Consider the following 19,438-nt stretch of genomic DNA (forward strand, 5'->3'; position numbering starts at 1 on the left):
CCCGAGCGACACCGAGCTGTCCCCTCGCGTTAAGGTCGCAGTCACACGCAGCCGGCCGCGACTGAGCCGCTGCGCGACGGGGGAGTGACGTCGGTCCATCACGGGCACCGCCCGCAACGAAATCTCGTAGGGAGCGAACTCGTTTGTTCGGCACGTTGACAGCACGCCTCGGGGTGGCCGCCCAGAGTGCGCTACTGGTACTGGCCTACCTGGTCATGCTCGTCGGTGGCGTATTCGGTTGGATCGGCCTGTTCGCCGTCGCCGGGTTGGCCGCCATCATCGGCGAGTTCGCCGTCGCCCGCTGGTCACCGCCCTCGCAACTGCTGTTGGAGAAGGTGGGCCTGCACTGGTCGTACCGGCAGCTGACCCGCGACCTCGCCGCCGTGTTGCTGGTCGTCGCCGAGGTGCGGCTCAGCGGCGGCGAGCTGACCATCCTGCTGGTGCTGCCGGCCGCGGTGTGGGTCGTGTCGGTCTTCGCGGGTGCGCTCTCCACCATGATCGAGCGGCGTAACCCGCTCTCCGCCATGGTGCGCAACATCGAGCTGGGTCCACTGTCCAGCGCCCCCCAGCCGCCCGCCTGGGCGGCGGCGGTCGCCGGTGACCGGATGCCCCTGCTCAACCTGCTGCTGGTGCCGGCCGGCGTGGCCGCCGCGGTGCAGCACGATCCCACGCCGTTCTTCGTGGCCGGCGCGGTGGCGGTCGTGGCGACGGGTCTGGTGGGCGCCATCATCGCGCTGACCTGGCTGCGGGGTCGGGGCAGCGGGCAGGGTCCGTTGCTGCCGGCGGTCCAGCGCTGGATGGACAACTACAAGCCGGAGGTGGCGCTCTACTTCGCCGGCCCCGCCAAGGATGTCTACCAGGCGAACATGTGGCTCGCCCCGACCGAGGCGCTCCAGCAGCGCGCTGTGGTGCTGATGCGCAGCCGGGAAGCGTTCCTCGAGCTGGCCGACACCCGGCTGCCGGTGATCTGCGTACCGGCCGGCGTCGACTTCATGAACCTCGACCTCGGCGGCATCCGCGCGGCGCTCTACGCCGCGAACGTCGGCGCGAACATCCACATGCTCCGCGAGCCGGGTACGAAGCACGTCTTCGTCGGGCACGGTGACAGCGACAAGCAGGCCAGCGTCAACCCCTACAGCAAGGTGTACGACGAGGTCTGGGTCGCCGGCCTGGCCGGCCGGGAGCGCTACGCGCGGGCCGGCGTGGGGGTGCTCGACTCGGACATCGTCGAGATCGGCCGGCCGCAGCTCGCCGGGGTGCACACCTTCGGCGCCGAGTCGGTGGACCGGCCGTTCACAGTGCTGTACGCGCCCACCTGGGAGGGGTGGCTCGACGACGACCCGTACCACACCTCACTGGTGCTGATGGGTGAGCGGATCGTCAAGGGGCTGCTCGCCACGAACCCCCGGGTGCGCCTGATCTACAAGCCGCACCCGCTCACCGGGTCGCGGTCCAAGGCGGCGAAGGCCGTGCACGAGCGGATCGTCACGGCGATCCGCACGGCCGGCGGCAACCCGGACGCGTCCTCCCTGGACGGCACCGAGCACCTGGTGGTCACCGGCCGCACGCCGGCGTTGTTCGACTGCTTCAACCAGACCGACCTGCTGATCAGCGACGTGTCCAGTGTGGTGTCCGACTTCGTGCAGAGCCAGCGGCCGTACGTGGTGGCCAACCCGGCCGGTCTGTCCGAGGACGATTTCCGCCGCGAGTACCCGACGGCGCGGGCCGCGTACCTGCTCTCCAAGGACTGCGGCGAGCTGGAGAAGATCGTGTCGGTCACCCGGGCCGGTGACGACCCGATGACCGAGGCCCGCCGGGAGCTGAAGACCTACCTGCTCGGCCCGGCCGAGGCGAACCCGATGGACCGGTTCCAGCAGGAGATCGAGCGGCTCTGCCGCTGAGCCCCGCCGCTACGGCATCGCGCCCGGCCCGACACTGTCGGGTCGGGCGCGTCCGCGTCAGCCGGTGGGGCGGCCACCGGGTCAGCCGCGTCCGTGTCGGCCACCGGTTCAGCCCAGCAGGGCGGCCACCGCGTCGGCGACCGGAACGTCCGCCGGCAACGCCCGCGCCGCCACCACCGCCGCGACCGGCAGCGGGCCGTACACGTGCGGGAAGAGCTGCCCGCCGCGCGACGGCTCCCACCGCAGCGCGTCGCCCAGGCGCTCCTCCTCGACGCTGAGCATTGTCAAGCCGGTCGCCCCGGTGAAGTACCGTCGCGCCGTCTCGACCACCTGGTCGGCGCCGGAGAGATGGATGAAACCGTCCTGCCGGTCCACCGCGGAGCCGGTGAAGGCGCCGGCGGCGCGGGCGTCGTCCCATTCGGCGCTCGACAGCAGTTTGTAGATCACCACAGCAGCGTACGGGGCGGTGGTCGGCGCGCCCGCCCGGTTTTCGCCGGTACCGCCGCGCCCGTCGCCTCCCGCCGGGCATGCTCAGGTCAAGGGCCGCGGAGGGATGGGCGATGCAGAGCTACGACGACGACTGGACCGACAGCCAGCGCGCGCTGTACGACGAGTGCTACCGGGCCGGCGGTGAGTGGGCCGAGGACCCGGACACCCCGTCCGAGGACGTGCAGTACGTGATCAACCTGGCGGAGGCGGACGACGACGCCTTCCAGGACGCCGAGATCGACTACCCGCCCCTGGTCGACGCGGTCACCCAGGCCGGCGGGGTCAGCGTCACCAGCGTGCCGGCCAGCCACGAGGATCCGGGTTTCCGCGGCTTCACCGACGGCGTCCGGGACGCTACCGCCGACGACACCTTCGGCCTTTAGGGCGGGTGGGCGGCCTCCCGGTTCGCGCGCACTTCTGCCACCATTCGCAGAACAGCGCTGCGAGGGACGGGGGCACGGGTGCGGATCCTGCTGGTGGAGGACGACCGCCGGGTGGCCGCCGCGCTGTCGTCTGCCCTCACCCGCCGGGGATACGAGGTCGAGCACGCGGCGACCGTCGCCGCCGCGCTCTCCGCCGCGCCCTGTGACCTGGTGCTGCTTGACCTGACCCTGCCTGACGGGGACGGCACGGACCTGTGCCGGGAGCTGCGTCGGCGCAGCAGCCAGCTCGGCATCATCGCGGTGACCGCCCGGGGTGAGGAACGTGACCGGGTGCTGGGTCTGCGCCTGGGCGCTGACGACTACGTGGTCAAGCCGTTCTCGATGGTGGAGTTGCAGGCCCGGATCGAGGCGGTGTTGCGCCGCGCCGCGAACGCCGCGCCCGAGCGGCACCTCATCGAGGCCGGACCGGTCCGCATCGACGTGGCCGCGCGGACGGTGACCGTCGAGGGCCGTGCCGTCACGTTGACCCGCAAGGAGTTCGACGTGCTGCTCTCGCTGGCCCGCCAGCCCGGGGTGGCGGTGCCCCGCGATCGGATCCTGCTCGACGCCTGGGGCACCACCTGGGCCGACCGGCACACCGTCGAGGTGCATGTCGGGTCGCTGCGCGGCAAGCTCGGCGACGCCCGCCTGGTGGAGACCGTACGCGGCGTCGGCTACCGGCTGCGCGACTCGTGAGGAGCTGACGTGCGCCGTCGCCTGGTGATCAGCTATCTGCTGCTGATGGTCCTCGTCCTCATCGCGTTGGAGACACCACTGGCCGCCACCATGGCCAGCCGCGAGACCGAACGGGTCCGCGCCGACCGGCTCGCCGACGCGACCCGGTTCGCCTCGCTGGCCGGACCGGCGTTGCGTGACGGCGGGCCCGGCCCGATCGAGTCGGAGCTGACCAGCTACGACGACCTGTACGCGATCAGCGCCGCGATCGTCGACCGGGACCGGAACATCCCGGTCTCGTCGCCGGGTTGGCACGCCAGCCCGGGGACCGCGACGGTGCTGGACGTCGCCCTCTCCGGGCAGCAGACCAGCGCCCCCGAGTCGGTCTGGCCCTGGACGACCGACCCCGTGGTGGTGGCCGTACCGATCAACGACGGCGGTGAGGTGCTCGGGGCGGTGGTGATCGTGACCCCGGCCGGCCCGATCCGCCGAGCCGTCGTCTCGTGGTGGCTGCTGCTCGCCCTGGCCGGTCTGCTCGCCGTGCTGGCCTGCGTGCTCACCGCGTTCGGGCTGGCCGGTTGGGTGCTGCGCCCGGTCACCGAACTGGACGCGGTCACCCACGAGATCGCCGAGGGCGACCGGGGCGCCCGGGTGCAGCACCGGCTGGGCCCGCCGGAGCTGCGCCGCCTCGCGGCCAGCTTCAACCACATGGCCGACGTGGTCTCCGACGTGATGGACCGGCAGCGTGCCTTCGTCGCCCACGCCAGCCACCAGCTGCGCAACCCGCTCACCGCGCTGCGGCTGCGGGTGGAGGAGTTGGGGCCCAGTCTCACCGACCCCGACGGTCGGTCCGAGCACCGGCTGGCCCTGGAGGAGACCGACCGGCTCGCGCTGGTGCTCGACGCGTTGCTGACCCTCGCTCGGGCCGAACGGGAGGAGAACGAGCGCGTCACGGTGGACGCCGCCGCGGTGGCCGCCTCCCGGGTGGCCGCATGGGCGCCGCTGGCCCGGCACCGGTCGGTCGCGTTGCGGCTGGCCACTACCGACGCCCCGGCGTACGCGCAGACCGTGCCGACCGCCGTCGACCAGGCGCTGGACGCCCTCATCGACAACGCGGTGAAGTTCAGCGGGGCGGGCGGGGCGGTGACGGTGACGGTGGCCCGCCGCGACGGCGGGGTGGCGCTGGAGGTCCGCGACTCGGGCCCCGGCATGACCGAGAGTCAGCTCGGCCAGGCGACCGAGCGGTTCTGGCGGGCCCCGGACGCGCAGAATGTGGACGGCGCGGGGCTCGGGCTGACCATCGCCGCCGTGCTGGTGGACGCCTCGGACGGGCGGCTCACCATGCGCCCGGGGGAGTCGCGGGGGCTCATCGCCGCCCTGTGGTTCCCGACGCCGGCCCTTCCGGTGGAGCCGGCGGAGGAGGAACCGGCCGCCGACCTGCGACCCTCCCCGGCGCGGTGAGGCTCGGCCGTCACGGTTTGGTGGCGCGGTACCAGGATGCGGCGCCGGGGTGCAGCGACAGCGGCGCGGTGACGATCGCCGAGCGGGGGCTCATCCGTCCCGCCGCCGGATGGGCGGCGGCCAGTTCGGCCCGGCGTTCCATCAGCAGCCGGGTCACCTCACGGACCAACGGCTCCGGCAGGTCGGCCCGGACGATCAGGTAGTTGGGGTCGGCCACGGTGGTCACCGCATCCACCCCGTACACCGAGCGGGGGATGTCGCGGGAGACGTAGACCTGGCCGTACCGTGAGCGCAGCGGCTCTGTCCACTCGCTGAGGTCCACTATCCGAATGGCGCTGGCCTCGGCCAACTCCTCGATTCCCCGGACCGGCAACCCGCCGGAGAAGAAGAACGCGTCGATTCGCCCGGAGCGTAGCGCCGCCACCGAGTCGTCCAGTCCGAGCCGTTCCCGGCGCACCTCGTCACCACCGAGGCGGGCCACCTCCAGCAGCCGCGTCGCGGTGATCTCGGTGCCCGAGCCGGCCGCGCCGACGGAGACTCGCCGGCCGCGCAGGTCGGCGACGGTGCGGACCGGGCCGCCGCTCGTGGTGACCAGGTGCAGTTGGTCGTCGTACACCCGGGCGACGGCGTCGACAGCGGGGCTTCCCACCGTGCTGGTGGGCAGCACATCGGCCTGGGTGAAGCCCAGCTCGGCCCCGCCGGAGCCGACGAGTTGGACGTTCTCCGCCGAGGCGGCGGTGATCACCACGCTGGCCCGTACGTCGGGGAGTTCCCGGTTGAGGATGGCTGCCAGGGACCGCCCGAACGCGTAGTAGACAGCGGTGGGGCTGCCGGTGGCGATCCGGATCGACGTCGGCTCGGTCGGGGCGTCCCGGCAGCTGGCGATGGCCAGGTTCGCGATCAGCAGCACCGTCGACAGGGCGGCCAGGCCGGCGCGGCGGGACGAGGTACGACTCACGCGGTGCACTGTGCGCCGTCGGGCGGGTGCGCGCAAGCCCGGGTTGGCGGTGTGCCGGACGGTCGGGACCCGATCAGCAGGCCGCGCGACCTGCCGGCGCCACGCCCACGCCCCGTGCCGACGCCGGGGTCATCCCGCGCGCCGTCGCCGTCCCGGGTTCCGCCACCGGGCCGCGCGCCGGCTCCAACGCCGCGCTGCGCAGGATCCGCTGCCGGTCCGGGCCGTCGGCCACGCTGACCAGGAAGCAACCGGTGCCGGGGCGGAGCCGGGCCGGTACGTCGAGCACGGCCGCTCCCCGGATCAGCACCGCGGCCAGCTCCCGGTCGGTGAGCCGGACACCGAGGATGTGCCGCCGGACGTGCCGCCCGGCGGCCAGCAACGCCGAGCGCCAGGCTGCCTCCGCCAGGCGGGTCACCAACCGTCGGCGGGCCGGTGAGGCGCCGGGCAGCGGCCCGCCGAGCAGCTCGCGTCGCCCCTGCCACCAGCCCGCGTCCAACATCCGGGTGTACGCGCCCTGGTGCTCCCGGGGCACCCACAGCCGGTGCAGCTCGTAGCGGCGACGCAGGCCGCCGACGGCCACCTCGTGGGTGACCGGGATGTCCAGCCGGTTGAGCAGTTGCCGCATCCGCTGCGCGGCGTCCTCCCGGTTGAACTCCACCCCGGCGGTGTGCTCGGCCCGGACCGCGCTGGGCCGGGCGGCGGTCGGTGGCGGTGTGCAGCGCAGCAGGCAGGCAGCCTCGAACGCGTCGCCCAGGGTCAGCCAGCCCAACGGGGACGGGGTGGTCGGGGTGTGCGGTCGGTCGAGCAGGGCGGGTTCGTGGGTCAACGGAGGCTCCCTTGTCGGAGTCTGGGTTGCCCTACCGTGGCCCCTGGCACGCCGTTACGGAACTCCTCCGGCCCAGCCTTGAGCAAATCTTGCGGCTGCGGTGCCGCTAGAGGTCGGTGACCACCAGATCCACCTGCCGCATCCGCCCGGGAGCGGCGGGCTGCTCCACCACTGTGTGCTTCAGCTCCCGCAGCGTGCCGACCAGCTCCGCGGGCGTGCGCGGCCGGGCGCCGGCGACGAGCAGGTCCCGGACCAGCCGCCCCTTGGTCGCCTTGTTGAAGTGGCTGACCACCGAGCGGACCGGCACGCCGTCGACCTCCCGTTCGTGCAGCACCCGCACTGTGACAGTGCGCTCGGCCAGCTCACCGCGCGGCGTCCAGGTGGCCGCGTACGCGCCGGAGCGCAGGTCCAGCACCGGGCCGCGCCCGGCGGCGCCGTCCACCGTCGGCGTCAGCTCCCTGCGCCAGTACGTCGACAGCGCCCCGACGTCGGGCAGGCGGGCGCCGATCGGGCAGCGGTACGGCGGAATCCGGTCGGCCAGTCGGACCGCGCCCCACAGCGCGGAGCTGATCAGGATCGACCGGCGGGCCGCCCGCTGCGCCGTGGCCGGCAACGAGGCCAGGTCCAACGCCTCGTAGAGCACCCCGGTGTAGAGCCGCCCGGCCGGCGCGGTGGCCGCCTCCCGCAGTCTCGCGTTGCGCCGCAGTTCGCCCCGCTGGCCCTCGCTGAGGCCGAGCGCCGCCCGCGCGGCCTCCTCGTCCGGCCCGGCGCTCAGCGCCACCAGGGCGTCCAGCACCCGCTCGCGGGCCGGGTTCAGCTCCGGCAGCGAGAGCCGGTCCGGGGTCCAACGCCGTCCGGTGCCGGCGTCGGCCTTTCCCTCCGAGGGCGGCAACAGGATGAGCATGGGTCTCCTCGACGGGCGAAACGGCGGCGCCCCACGCGCCGGCCCGGCCAGCGTACGACCAGCCCCTACCGCCAGGGCCGCACCGGGGTGTCGGGGTGGTACACGCGATAGCCGCCGACCTCCCGCACCGGCGCGGCGTCGGCCCGGTCGGCGAGCAGCCTCCGCAACCGCCGGTCCATCGGTGAGTCGATCTCCACCACGTAGCCCGGCCGCTCGGCCCGCCCCACCTGCCGCCAGTACGGTCGGTAGCGGTTCTGCCCCGGTGACAGGTTCCCGTCGAGCACCCCGCAGACCACCGACTCATCCGTGTTGAAGATCAACCGGTTGCAGGTCCAGTAGTCCCCGTACACCTCATGGGGTCCGTCGGCGCGCAGCGCGGCGGCCAGCTCCCGGGCCTGGCGTTCCTCGGTCCGCGACGCCGCGGTGCCGGTGGCCGCGAACAGCACGGTGATCACCAGGGTGGTCACTGTCAGCGCGGCCAGCACCGCGGCGGACAGCGCGCCGGTGAATCGTCCCAGCACGCTGCTGGTGCCCCGCCAGGCGGTCAACGCCGCCACCCAGAGCGGCCAGAGCACCGCCGGCAACGACAGTTGCAGCACCGACAGGTAGCGGGCGTTGTCCAGCGGGCTGGTCGCGGCGAGCGGACTGCGCACGTACGACAGCAGTGTCAACGCCGCGCCGACGACCAGCGCGAGCTGCACGACCGGCCCGACCCGAGCCCCACGTAGCCCGCCGGCCCCGCGTCCGACCCGCTCCGCACGCGGGGCCCCGGCGGCGCGCCGGTACGCGAGCACAGCGAGTGCCGCGGCGGCCAGCAGCAGCACCGGGTACAACACACCGAACCACTGCTGCCAGCGTCCGCAACCGTCCACCGGGCAGAGCCCATGCGCCAACGGCACGCCCTCCAGCAAGCCGCCCCGGATCCGGTCGGACCACGGCGGCTGCGGGCCGACCTTGGTGCTGACCTGCCGGAACACCGACAGCGAGTCGTCACCGGGCCCGGCCCGCAGGTTGTCGATGATCATCGGGGCGACGCCGACGACCACCCCCGCCACCAGCAGCAGACCGGACCAGCCGAGCAGCTCCCGCCGTACCGCCCAGACCAGGGCCAACCCGGCGACAGCGAGGTACGGCAGGATCAGCCAGTCCGACCAGACGGCCAGCCCGACGAGCAGCCCGAACAGGCCTATCGCCAACCGTCGGCGGTGGACCGTGCCGGCGGCCAGCCCCACGGTGATCAGCAGCATCAGCAGCACCGCCGGCTTCACCTCCGGACGCCCGCCGACGACGGTGAGCTGGTCGCGCACCACCCGCTCCGGCCCGAGCGCGAGCAGACCGACCACGAAGGCGGCGAACCACGGGGTGCAGAGGCGGCGGGTCAACCGGTGGATCAGGTAGAGGAAGACCGCGTACAGCGCGAGCATCGGCAGGCGCAGCACCGGCCAGCTCGGCCCGGCCACCGCCACCAGGGGAGCGGCCAGGTATGACTCCAACATCCCCATGTAGTGCTGGCCGTAGAGGAAGACCGGGCGTTCCCGGCCCTGCCCGATGTGCAGCGCGGCGAGACCGAACGTCGCCTCGTCGCTGTTCGACACCGGCACCGTGAACAGCGTCAGGACCAGCCGGTAGACGACACCGGCGAGCCCGAACAGCAGCGCGGCGAGCGCCGGTCGATCGAGTCGCGGGCGCCATCGCCCACGGTGCTGCTCTGGATGCGACACGACCAACGCCCCCGTCGTCGTCCCGACCGGAGTGTTTCACGTTCGGCCGGGCCGCCGAGGCCGATCGGCGCAGCCCGGTGGGGCCGGGTCGGCCACCCGGTGACCGGGCCGGCTCGGCGCGGCCCGGGTTGGCTCGCGTGGCCGTGGCTGTCGACGTGTGGCAGGGTTGGCCCGTGCCACCCACTCCCGCCGGCCAACTGGCCGTTCCGAACCTGCACCGGGCCGCGCGGATCGAGGATGCCGTGCACCAGCTCGTCGAGCGCCGGCTGCGGCGCACCGGCTGGCGGGTCAACATCGTCGCGTACACCGGCTACGGCGCGCCGGGTTGGGTGCGGGTGATGTGTCGGGTGCTGCTGGGCCGTCCGGACACCCGTCAGCGGGGTCGGCTCGACAAGGTCCGCGGCTGGCGCAGCTTCACGACGTTGCCCAACAAGCACGTCACGGTGACCATCGAGGCCGGCGGGGTGCGACACGAGACGCGGGCCGACCGCAGCGGCTTCGTCGACACGCTGGTCGAGGCGGACCTGCCGCCCGGTTGGGGTACGGTCCGGCTCAGCGTCCCGGACGCCGAGCCGGTCGACGCCCCGGTGCGCATCCTCGACCCGGAGGTCAAGTTCGGCATCATCTCCGACATCGATGACACGGTGATGGTGACCGCACTGCCCCGGCCGCTGCTCGCCGCATGGAACACGTTCGTGCTCGACGAGCACGCCCGCAACGCGGTGCCCGGCATGGCGGTGCTCTACGAGCGGCTGGTCACCTCGCACCCCGGCGCACCGGTCTTCTACCTCTCCACCGGCGCCTGGAACGTGGCCCCGACCCTGACCCGCTTCCTGTCCCGCCACCTCTACCCGGCCGGGCCGCTGCTGCTCACCGACTGGGGCCCGACCGCCGACCGCTGGTTCCGCAGCGGCATGGAACACAAGCGGTCCACCCTGGCCCGGCTGGCAAAGGAGTTCCCCGACGTGCGCTGGCTGCTCGTCGGCGACGATGGCCAGCACGACCAGGAGATCTACCGGGAGTTCGCCGCCGCCCACCCGGAGAACGTCGCCGGGGTGGCGATCCGCCGCCTCTCCCCGACCCAGTCGGTCCTGGCCGGCACCCTGCCCGCCCCCGCCGGTCGCCCGTCGTCGGGGCCGGTGGGGCAGAAGTGGCTGTCCGCCCCGGACGGCGCCGGCCTCTGGCAACTGCTCCGCGACGCCGGCCTGGTCTGATCCGCCGACGCCGACGCCGACGCCGACGCCGACGCCGACGCCGACGCCGACGCCGACGCCGACGCCTCCGACGGCGCCTCGCGCCAGGACCGGCCGTGGGCGTGCCCGTCCTGAACGGTCAGCGGCTGACTCCGCAGAGTGAAAGCTGTGAAGAATACTTGCGTGGCGGTCCCGCAGCACTGAACATACTTTCGTGCGTGTCGACTTTCATCGATCCCTTCCCGGGCTGGCGCTGGTAGCGGCGCTGACGCTCGGCGCGGCCCTCCCCACGGCCGTACCTCCCTCCCCGACCACGCCGCATGGCACCGTGCCGGTGGCCGCCCAGGCAGCCTGCGTGACAGATCCGGCCACCCCGAAACGGCAGTTCCGGGGCATGTGGATCGCCAGCGTGGCCAACATCGACTGGCCCAGCCGCACCGGCCTCACCGCCGCCGCCCAACAGGCGGAGTACCGGGGTTGGCTCGACCTGGCCCAGCAGCGTCGGATGAACGCCGTCGTCGTGCAGGTCCGTCCCGCCGCCGACGCCTTCTGGCCGTCGACGCACGAGCCGTGGTCGCAGTGGCTCACCGGAACCCAGGGAGGCAATCCCGGCTACGACCCGATGGCCTTCATGGTGGCCGAGGCGCACGCCCGCAACCTGGAGTTCCACGCCTGGTTCAACCCGTACCGGGTCGCGACCCACACCGACCTGACCAAGCTGGCCGCCAGCCACCCGGCCCGCACGAACCCGGGCTGGGCGGTCGCCTACAACGGCCAGCTCTACTACAACCCCGGCATCCCCGCCGTCCGGGCCTTCGTGCAGACCGCGATGATGGACGCCGTCAGCCGCTACGACATCGACGCGGTGCACTGGGACGACTACTTCTACCCGTACCCGGGCAGCGGTGGGGGCTTCCCCGACCAGGCCACGTACGCCCAGTACGGTGCCGGCTTCAGCACCATCGCCGACTGGCGGCGCAACAACGTCAACCTGCTGGTGCAGGAGATGAGTGCCAAGATCCGGGCGGCGAAGCCGTGGGTGAAGCTCGGCGTGAGCCCGTTCGGCATCTGGCGCAACGCCGGCACCGACCCGCTCGGCTCGCGCACCACCGGCCTCCAGTCGTACGACGCGATCTACGCCGACACCCGACGGTGGGTGAAGCAGGGTTGGATCGACTACATCGCCCCGCAGATCTACTGGCAGATCGGCCACCCCGCGGCCGACTACGCGGAACTGGTCCGCTGGTGGTCGGAGACCGTCAACGGCACCACAGTGCAGTTGCTCGTCGGGCAGGCCACCTACCGCGCCGGGGCCTCCGGGCAGGATGCCGCCTGGCAGGACCCGGCCGAACTCAGCGACCACCTGACCCTCAACCGCGCCTACCCCCGGATCCTCGGCGACATCCACTTCAGCGCCAAGGACGTACGCGCCGATCGCATCGGTGCCGTCTCCCGGCTGACCACCGACCACTACCGCCGGCCCGCCCTGGCACCGGCGGGGGTGGGCGGTGCCGCGCCCGCCGCGCCGAACCTCACCTCGGCGGTACGCGGCACCGGCGGCGTGACGCTGAACTGGCAGCGCGGCACCGCCGGCAGCACGGCCTCGTACGCCGTGTACCGACTGCCCGGCGACGGCTCGGTAGACCCCTGCGACCTGGCCGATGCCCGCAACCTGCTCGGCACGGTGCGTGCCTCAGGCAGCACCGGGACGTTCACCGACGCCACCGCCGCGGCCGGCTCGACCTACCGGTACCTGGTGACTGCCCTGGACCGGCTGCACCACGAGAGCCCGGCCAGCAACGCGCGGGTGGTCACCGGCACCGGCGGCACGTTCAGCGTGATCGTGGACAACACCACCACTGGTGGCTTCACCGCCGCCGCCACCTGGGGCACCTCGTCGTACCTCACCACGCGGTACGGCACCAACTACCGGTTCGCCGAGCCGCAGGCGGTCAGTGACCCGGCCTGGTTCAGCGCGACGCTGCCCGCCGCCGGCTCGTACCGGGTCGAGGTCTGGTACCCGTCCGACCCCGGCTACAACAGCGCCACGCCGCACCTGGTGGCCACCGCGAACGGGACCGTGACGGCCTCCGTCGACCAGCGCAGCGGCGGCGGCCAGTGGCGGGTGCTGGGCACCTACGACTTCGCCGCGGGGACGCGCCAGGTCGTCGGGGTCAGCCGCTGGACCAGCACGACGGGGTACGTCGTCGCCGACGCCGTCCGGATCACCCGGCTCTGAGCCCGTGCCGTTCCCCCGAGGCGTCTCGACGTCCGGGGGAACGGTCCCGCTCACCGGTCAGTCGCGGCGGAGCCAGACGGCACCCAGTGGGGGAACCTGGAGGGCGGCCGAGGCGACCATTCCGTGCCACGGCACGTCCTCGGCCCGTACCTCACCCAGGTTGCCCACCCCGGAGCCGCCGTAGTGGTGCGCGTCGGTGTTGAGCACCTCGGTCCACGTCCCGCCGGCCGGCAGGCCGACCCGGTAGTCGTGCAGCGGCTGGGCGGAGAAGTTCGCCACGCACACCAGCGTCGAGCCGTCCGGGGCGATCCGGACGAACGACACGGTGTTGTTGGCGACGTCGTCGCCGGCGATCCAGCGGAAGCCCGCCGGCTCGGTGTCCTGTGCCCAGAGCGCCGGAGTCTCCCGGTAGACCCGGTTGAGGTCACCGACGAGTCGTTGCACACCGGCGCGGGCCGGGTCGTGGAGCAGGTACCAGTCGAGGCCGCGCTCCTCGCTCCACTCCCGGTCGTCGGCCATCTCGGAGCCCATGAAGAGCAGTTGCTTGCCGGGGTGCGCCCACATGTACGCCAGCAGCGCCCGCACGTTCGCCAGCCGCTGCCAGGTGTCGCCGGGCATCTTGCCGGCCAGTGAGCCCTTGCCGTGCACCACCTCGTCGTGGCTGATCGGCAGCACGTAGTTCTCGCTCCAGGCGTACGCCAGGGAGAAGGTGAGCTGGTGGTGGTGGTGCTGGCGGTAGATCGGGTCCTTCGAGGTGTAGAGCAGGGTGTCGTGCATCCAGCCCATGTTCCACTTGAACCCGAAGCCCAGCCCGCCCTCGGCGGTGGGGCGGGTGACCCCCGGCCAGGCGGTTGACTCTTCGGCGATCATGACGACCCCGGCGTGGTGCTTGTAGACCGTCGCGTTCACCTCCTGCATGAACGCGATGGCCTCCAGGTTCTCCCGGCCGCCGTACTTGTTGGGGGCCCACTCGCCGTGGTTGCGGGAGTAGTCCAGGTAGAGCATGGAGGCGACCGCGTCGACCCGCAGCCCGTCGACGTGGAACTGGTCGCACCAGTAGAGCGCGTTGGCGACCAGGAAGTTGCGGACCTCGTTGCGGCCGAAGTCGAAGACGTACGTGCCCCAGTCGGGGTGCTCGCCGCGCCGCGGGTCGGGGTGCTCGTAGAGCGGGGTGCCGTCGAACCGCGCGAGGGCCCACTCGTCCTTCGGGAAGTGCGCGGGCACCCAGTCCAGGAGTACGCCGATGCCGGCCTCGTGCAGCCGGTCCACCAGGTACCGGAACTCGTCCGGGTCGCCGAACCGGGAGGTCGGCGCGTAGTAGCCGGTCACCTGGTAGCCCCAGGAGCCGCCGAACGGGTGCTCCATCACGGGCAGGAACTCCACGTGCGTGAAGCCCAGCTCGGTGACGTACGCGGTGAGCTGCTCGGCCAACTCGCGGTAGCCCAGGCCGGGCCGCCACGAGCCGAGGTGCACCTCGTAGACGCTCATCGGTTCCTGGTGCGGCTGCCGCTCGGCCCGCCGGGCCAGCCAGTCCGCGTCGTTCCACCGGTACGTCGAGTGGTGCACCACCGAGGCGGTGGCCGGCGGCACCTCGGCGTATGCCGCGAGGGGGTCGGCCTTGTCCCGCCACTGCCCGTCGGCGCCCAGCACCCGGTACTTGTAGCGAGCCCCGACCCGAGCGTTGGGGACGAACAGCTCCCACACCCCGCTGGAGCCGAGCGACCGCATCGGCCAGCCGTCGTCGGGGCCCCAGCCGGTGAAGTCGCCGATCACCCTCACCCCACCGGCGTTGGGTGCCCAGACGCTGAACGCCACGCCCTCGTCGAAGACCCGGGCGCCGAGCGCCTCCCACAGTCGCTCGTGCCGGCCCTCGCGGATCAGGTGCAGGTCAAGCTCACCGAGGGTCGGCGGGTAGCGGTACGGGTCGTCGTGGGCGGTCCCGTCGACCTCCACCCGGTAGTCGAGCACCGTGCCGTCGACCTGCGCCTCGAAGACGCCCACGTCGTGCACCCGCTTCATCGGGTGCCGCTCGTCGCCGACGAGCAGCGCGACGTCGCCGGCGCCCCGGCGCATCGTGCGGATCGTCGTCGAGCCGTCGGCGGGGTGCGCGCCGAGCAGCGCGTGCGGGTCGTGCGTCGCGCCGGAGATCAGCTGGTCCATCGGTCGTCCTTCGGAGCGGGAGCGGTCGGCGCGGAACGGGACGGGCGGGCGGGCGACCGGCGCGGAGGGGTCGGAACAGGGCCCGACCGGCGGGGCGGAGTTGGCACGGGTGCGGTCGGCGCGGTGCCGCCGGACAGCTCCGCCGGGACGTCGGCGACGGTGAGATCCGCCGGTTCGACGCCGGCGGGATCCGGCGCGGCGGGTGCGACCGGGCGGCGCACTGTCAGCACGTGAGCGGGTTGCAGGTACGGGTCGAGGCGTACCGCGTTGCGCTGACCCCAGTCGTAACTCGTGCCGGTCAGCTCGTCGTACACGGTGAACCGCTCATGCCAGTCGAAACCGAGCGCCGGCATGTCGAGCGTCGTGTTGCCCCACTGCACGGCGCGCGGGTCGAACGAGCAGATCACGATGACCGTGTTGCCGGTCTCCGGGTCGTGCTTCGACCAGCAGAGCAGCGCCGGGTTGTCGATCTCGTGGAAGCGCAGGTTGCGGAGCTGGTGCAGGGCCGGGTTGTCCCGGCGTACCCGGTTGAGGGTGGTCAGGAACGGTGCCAGCGAACGGCCCTGCGCCTCCGCTGCGGCCCAGTCCCGGGGCCGCAGCTCGTACTTCTCGTTGTCCAGGTACTCCTCGGCACCCGGCCGGGCCACGTGCTCGAACAGCTCGTAGCCCGCGTACAGGCCCCAGGAGGGGGAGAGCAGCGCGGCCAGCACCGCTCGGATCTTGAACATCGGCGGGCCGCCGTGCTGCAACGACTCGTGCAGGATGTCCGGGGTGTTCGGCCAGAAGTTCGGCCGCATGTAGTCGGCCGCCTCGATCAACTCCTCGCAGTACGCCCGCATCTCGGCGGCCGTCGTGCGCCAGGTGAAATAGGTGTACGACTGAGTGAAGCCGACCTTGCCGAGGCCGTGCATGATCGCCGGCCGGGTGAACGCCTCGGCCAGGAACAGCACGTCCTCGTCGACCGCCTTCACCTCGGCGATCAGCCAGTGCCAGAAGTCGAACGGCTTGGTGTGCGGGTTGTCCACCCGGAAGATCCGGATGCCCTCGCCGACCCAGTGCAGCACCACCCGCAGCACCTCGGCCCGGATGCCCTCCGGGTCGTTGTCGAAGTTGACCGGGTAGATGTCCTGGTACTTCTTCGGCGGGTTCTCCGCGTAGGCGATGCTGCCGTCGGCGCGGGTGGTGAACCACTCCGGGTGTTCGGTGACCCACGGGTGGTCCGGCGCGCACTGCAACGCCAGGTCCATCGCCACTTCCAGGCCCTGTGCCGCCGCCGCCTGGATGAAGGCCCGGAAGTCCGCCGGCGTACCCAGGTCGGGGTGGATCGTGTCGTGGCCGCCCTCGGCGGCGCCGATCGCCCACGGTGAGCCCACGTCGGTCGGCCCGGCGGTGAGCGCGTTGTTCGGGCCCTTGCGGTTGACCCGGCCGATCGGGTGGATCGGCGGCAGGTAGAGCACGTCGAAGCCCATCGCGGCCACCCCTGGCAGCCGCTCGGTGGCGGTCGCGAAGGTGCCGGACCGCCCGCCCACCGCTCCTTCGGAGCGGGGGAAGAACTCGTACCAGGCCGAGTAGAGCGCCCGCTTGCGGTCAACCCAGATCGAGTACGTGTCACCGGCGGTGACCAGCTCCCGCACCGGGTGCTCCCAGAGCAGGTCGGCCAGGGCCAGCGCCGGGCCGACCCGCTGGGCCAGCGGCAGGTCGGTGTCGACCAGCACGGTGAGCGCATCGGCGACCCGGGGCCGGTCGGCGGCCGGCACGAGGCCCCGGGCGGCGGCGAGGACCCGAGCGCCCTCGGCCAGGTCGTTGGCCAGGTCCTCCGGCCCCTGCCCGGCGGCGATCTTCTTGGTCACCGCGTTCTGCCAGGTCAGGTACGGGTCCTGGAACGCCTCGACGGAGAAGGTCCACGAGCCGACGGCGTCCGGTGCGATGGTGGCGTGCCAGCGGTCCTGGCCGGGCTCGCCGGGGCGCATCCGGGTGAACGGCCGGCTCGCGCCGTCCGGCCCAGCCCACACCACGTTGCAGCCCAGCGCGTCGTGCCCCTCCCGGTAGGCGCGCGCCGACACCGGAACCGGCTCGTCGACCACCGCCTTGGCCGGGTATCGCCCGCACGAGACGACGGGGGAGACGTCTTCGATCGGGAACCGTCCAGTCACCCCGCCAACCTACTGCGCGAGATCCGTTCGCGCGCGGCCAAGCCGTCGTCGCCGAGTACGGAGCCGACAAGTGCGTCCAGTCCCGCGTGCCACCGAGCTTCGGGCCAGTCGCGCAGGTGTTCGACCAGGTCGCTGCGGACGGCGGCGAGCAGGGCGTGGGCCAGGTAGTCCGCCGACTGCGGGCCGCGCGCCTCCGCGACGAGGACGGCGAGCAGGGCGTGCCAGTGGTCGTACGCCTCATTGCGGTACGGACTACCGCCCCCGGCGCGCTCCAACGCCAGCGTGAGCACCCGGTTGTCGAGCTTGAAGCGCAGCATGGCCCGCAGCAGGTCGACGGCCTGCTCCGCCGCCGGCCGGGTGGGTGACACGGCGAGCGACTCCTGCAACCGCAGCCCTCGTTGCTCGTAGAGGGCGCGAATGAGCCCGATGCGATCGCCGAAGCGCCGGAACAGGGTGCCCTTGCCGACGCCGGCTGCGGTGGCGATGTCGTCCATCGACACCTGATCGGGGTCGGCTGCCGCGTCGAAGAGACTCCCGGCGGCGGCCAGCACCGACTCCCTGTTGCGTAGCGCATCGGCCCGCACCGGACCCCCTCTCGCCAAACGGACTAACGGTCCGTATAGTCGAAACGGACCGGCGGTCCGAATACTATCGCGACCGTCCCGGGCGACGAAAGGACTCGCCGAGCGTGGTCACCCCATCCGGATCGCCAGCCGACGCCCCACCCCGGGAGCGTTCCGCTTCGACTGGTACGACCCGACCACCCACCCGGACGCTCTGAGTGGTGTGCGCGCGATCTACGCCATCCCGCCGGTCGGCGAGGTCGACCCGGCACCGATCATGCTGCCCTTCCTTGACCGGGCACGCAGCTCCGGTGTCCGCCGGGTGGTTCTGCTCAGCTCCTCGGCCATCGGGTCCGCCGAACACGGACTGGGCCTGGTGCACGCCGGTCAAGCACCGTGCGATCGACGCGGCGGAACTGGCCGTACGCCACAGCGCGAACGGCATACCGCCGGACTTCGCCCGCTTCCTCGCCAGCCTGGACACAGCGATCGCGGCAGGCGCCGAGGACCGGACGACGTCGACCGTCGCGGACGTGACGGGCCGCACGCCACGATCCTTCCGGGACTTCTGCCGGGACCGCCTACGCGGCGGCGGCCCGACACGAGTGGCTGGTGGCCGCTGAGGAAGGGCGGTCGGACTCTCCCCGAACCGGGCCCGTTGCCTGCCTCGGCGGGTCGAGGCGTGGGGACGGACGTTGCGGTGAGCGTGATGACACAGAGACATTTTGATGACTCAGGGACATCACGCTCGCCGGGGTGTTTCCTCGCGCGGAGGTCACTCTCCGTTGCGCACCGCCGCGATGCGCGGACGTGACGTAGCCTCCCGCCATGATCGAACGGGTGAGGGTCGCGGTTGTCGGGGTCGGTAACAACACGTCGGCACTGGTGCAGGGGCTTGCTCTCTACCGCCAGAGCGGCAGCCTGGTCGGAATCCGTAGGCCGATGATCGACGGGCTCGGGGTGGGGGACATCGACATCGTCGCGGCCTTCGCCACCTCGAAGGAGAAGGTCGGTCGGGACCTGACCGAGGCGATCTTCCTGGCACCCAACAACTTCCCCCGGCTGGACTGCGACCTGCCCACAGCGGGCGTGCCGGTCACGAAGGGACTCGTCGACGCGAGCGAGGTGCCGCGGGTGGCGACGGCGCTGGCCGGTGCGGAGGTGCTGCTCTACTCGGCGCCGAGTGGCCGGCCGGAGATCGCCCAGGCGTACGCCGAGGCGGCTCACGCGGCGGGCGTCGCCTTCATCAACACCACCGCCGACCCGGTCGCCCGCGATCCACGCCGGATGGAGAGGTTCGAGGCGGCCGGTCTGCCGCTGCTCGGCGACGACCTGGCCAGCCAGTTCGGCACCTCGGTGCTGCACAAGGCGCTGCTGCGGCTGCTTGAGGAACGCGGCCTCACCCTGGTCAGCTCCTACCAGGTCAACCTGGGCGGCACCGAGGACTTCCGCAACCTGGTCGAGAACCCCAACACCAAGAAGCAGTCCAAGCTCAACGCCTTGTCGGGGGCTGGCAGCGTTGAGGTGGCTCCGCTCGGCTACCTGCCGCATCTCGCGTCGCAGAAAGTGGCTCACCTCAACCTTGAGGCGCAGGGTTGGGGTGGGACAGAGGTGAGCCTCGACGTGAAGCTGAAGGTGCACGATCCGAGCGGTGCCGCCGGCGTCAACATCGACCTGATCCGCATCGCGGCCAGCGCGCTACGGGACGGGCGTGGTGGTCACTCCGCCGAGGCGACCTCGTTGTTCAAGTCGCCGCCGGGAACGGCGATCTGA

Annotated in this window: 15 protein-coding genes; 7 read left to right on the forward strand and 8 right to left on the reverse strand. The window is 72.4% G+C overall.

Going from position 1 to position 19,438, the window contains the following annotated elements:
• Positions 1 to 143: 143 nt before the first annotated feature.
• A complete protein-coding gene (locus ACGF3C_RS12360) occupies positions 144 to 1,901 on the forward strand; it encodes a CDP-glycerol glycerophosphotransferase family protein (protein WP_357231175.1) in 1,758 nt (585 codons plus the stop codon).
• Positions 1,902 to 2,009: 108 nt separating this feature from the next.
• Here the strand turns inward: ACGF3C_RS12360 and ACGF3C_RS12365 are convergent, their stop codons facing one another.
• A complete protein-coding gene (locus tag ACGF3C_RS12365) occupies positions 2,010 to 2,348 on the reverse strand; it encodes a DUF952 domain-containing protein (RefSeq protein ID WP_357231172.1) in 339 nt (112 codons plus the stop codon).
• A 113-nt stretch (positions 2,349 to 2,461) separates the two neighbouring features.
• Here ACGF3C_RS12365 and ACGF3C_RS12370 point away from each other — a divergent pair, with 113 nt between their 5' ends.
• The 3 genes from ACGF3C_RS12370 (at position 2,462) to ACGF3C_RS12380 (ending at position 4,948) form a co-directional block, all read left to right on the forward strand.
• A complete protein-coding gene (locus tag ACGF3C_RS12370; RefSeq protein ID WP_355007115.1) occupies positions 2,462 to 2,773 on the forward strand; it encodes a hypothetical protein in 312 nt (103 codons plus the stop codon).
• Positions 2,774 to 2,851: 78 nt separating this feature from the next.
• Entirely contained in the window at positions 2,852 to 3,508 is a 657-nt protein-coding gene (locus ACGF3C_RS12375; protein ID WP_357200340.1) for a response regulator transcription factor, read from the forward strand.
• Between the two features lie 9 nt (positions 3,509 to 3,517).
• On the forward strand, positions 3,518 to 4,948 hold the full coding sequence (locus ACGF3C_RS12380; protein WP_393221404.1) for a sensor histidine kinase: 1,431 nt from the start codon (positions 3,518 to 3,520) through the stop codon (positions 4,946 to 4,948).
• A 10-nt stretch (positions 4,949 to 4,958) separates the two neighbouring features.
• Here the strand turns inward: ACGF3C_RS12380 and ACGF3C_RS12385 are convergent, their stop codons facing one another.
• The 4 genes from ACGF3C_RS12385 to ACGF3C_RS12400 all read right to left on the reverse strand — a co-directional run bounded on the left by ACGF3C_RS12385 (position 4,959) and on the right by ACGF3C_RS12400 (position 9,357).
• On the reverse strand, positions 4,959 to 5,915 hold the full coding sequence (locus tag ACGF3C_RS12385) for a TAXI family TRAP transporter solute-binding subunit (RefSeq protein WP_393221407.1): 957 nt from the start codon (positions 5,913 to 5,915) through the stop codon (positions 4,959 to 4,961).
• Positions 5,916 to 5,979: 64 nt separating this feature from the next.
• Entirely contained in the window at positions 5,980 to 6,732 is a 753-nt protein-coding gene (locus ACGF3C_RS12390) for a hypothetical protein (protein ID WP_393221410.1), read from the reverse strand.
• A gap of 106 nt (positions 6,733 to 6,838) precedes the next feature.
• Positions 6,839 to 7,636: a peroxide stress protein YaaA gene (yaaA, locus tag ACGF3C_RS12395; RefSeq protein WP_357233127.1), complete on the reverse strand. Its 798-nt coding sequence runs from the start codon at positions 7,634 to 7,636 to the stop codon at positions 6,839 to 6,841.
• A gap of 65 nt (positions 7,637 to 7,701) precedes the next feature.
• Complete coding sequence (locus ACGF3C_RS12400; protein ID WP_357233129.1) at positions 7,702 to 9,357, reverse strand: hypothetical protein; 1,656 nt, start codon at positions 9,355 to 9,357, stop codon at positions 7,702 to 7,704.
• 173 nt (positions 9,358 to 9,530) lie between these two features.
• Here ACGF3C_RS12400 and ACGF3C_RS12405 point away from each other — a divergent pair, with 173 nt between their 5' ends.
• Both ACGF3C_RS12405 and ACGF3C_RS12410 read left to right on the forward strand, forming a co-directional pair.
• Positions 9,531 to 10,571: a phosphatase domain-containing protein gene (locus ACGF3C_RS12405; RefSeq protein ID WP_357233131.1), complete on the forward strand. Its 1,041-nt coding sequence runs from the start codon at positions 9,531 to 9,533 to the stop codon at positions 10,569 to 10,571.
• Between the two features lie 193 nt (positions 10,572 to 10,764).
• A complete protein-coding gene (locus tag ACGF3C_RS12410; protein WP_393221415.1) occupies positions 10,765 to 12,789 on the forward strand; it encodes a family 10 glycosylhydrolase in 2,025 nt (674 codons plus the stop codon).
• A 57-nt stretch (positions 12,790 to 12,846) separates the two neighbouring features.
• Here the strand turns inward: ACGF3C_RS12410 and glgB are convergent, their stop codons facing one another.
• From glgB to ACGF3C_RS12425, 3 genes are read right to left on the reverse strand one after another with little or no spacing between them, the layout of a single operon-like run.
• Entirely contained in the window at positions 12,847 to 14,949 is a 2,103-nt protein-coding gene (gene glgB / locus ACGF3C_RS12415) for a 1,4-alpha-glucan branching protein GlgB (RefSeq protein WP_393221418.1), read from the reverse strand.
• Positions 14,937 to 17,102 (reverse strand): maltotransferase domain-containing protein, encoded by a 2,166-nt coding sequence (locus ACGF3C_RS12420; RefSeq protein ID WP_393221421.1) that lies wholly within the window; start codon positions 17,100 to 17,102, stop codon positions 14,937 to 14,939. Before ACGF3C_RS12420 ends, glgB begins: the two co-directional genes overlap by 13 nt.
• Entirely contained in the window at positions 17,099 to 17,686 is a 588-nt protein-coding gene (locus tag ACGF3C_RS12425) for a TetR/AcrR family transcriptional regulator (protein WP_393221424.1), read from the reverse strand. The genes ACGF3C_RS12420 and ACGF3C_RS12425 overlap by 4 nt, the downstream gene beginning before the upstream one ends.
• An 807-nt stretch (positions 17,687 to 18,493) precedes the next feature.
• Between ACGF3C_RS12425 and ACGF3C_RS12430 the strand changes: the two genes are divergently transcribed.
• A complete protein-coding gene (locus ACGF3C_RS12430) occupies positions 18,494 to 19,438 on the forward strand; it encodes an inositol-3-phosphate synthase (RefSeq protein ID WP_393221427.1) in 945 nt (314 codons plus the stop codon).

Origin of the sequence: Micromonospora sp. NPDC047762 (assembly GCF_043204655.1) — a bacterium.
GTDB lineage: Bacteria > Actinomycetota > Actinomycetes > Mycobacteriales > Micromonosporaceae > Micromonospora.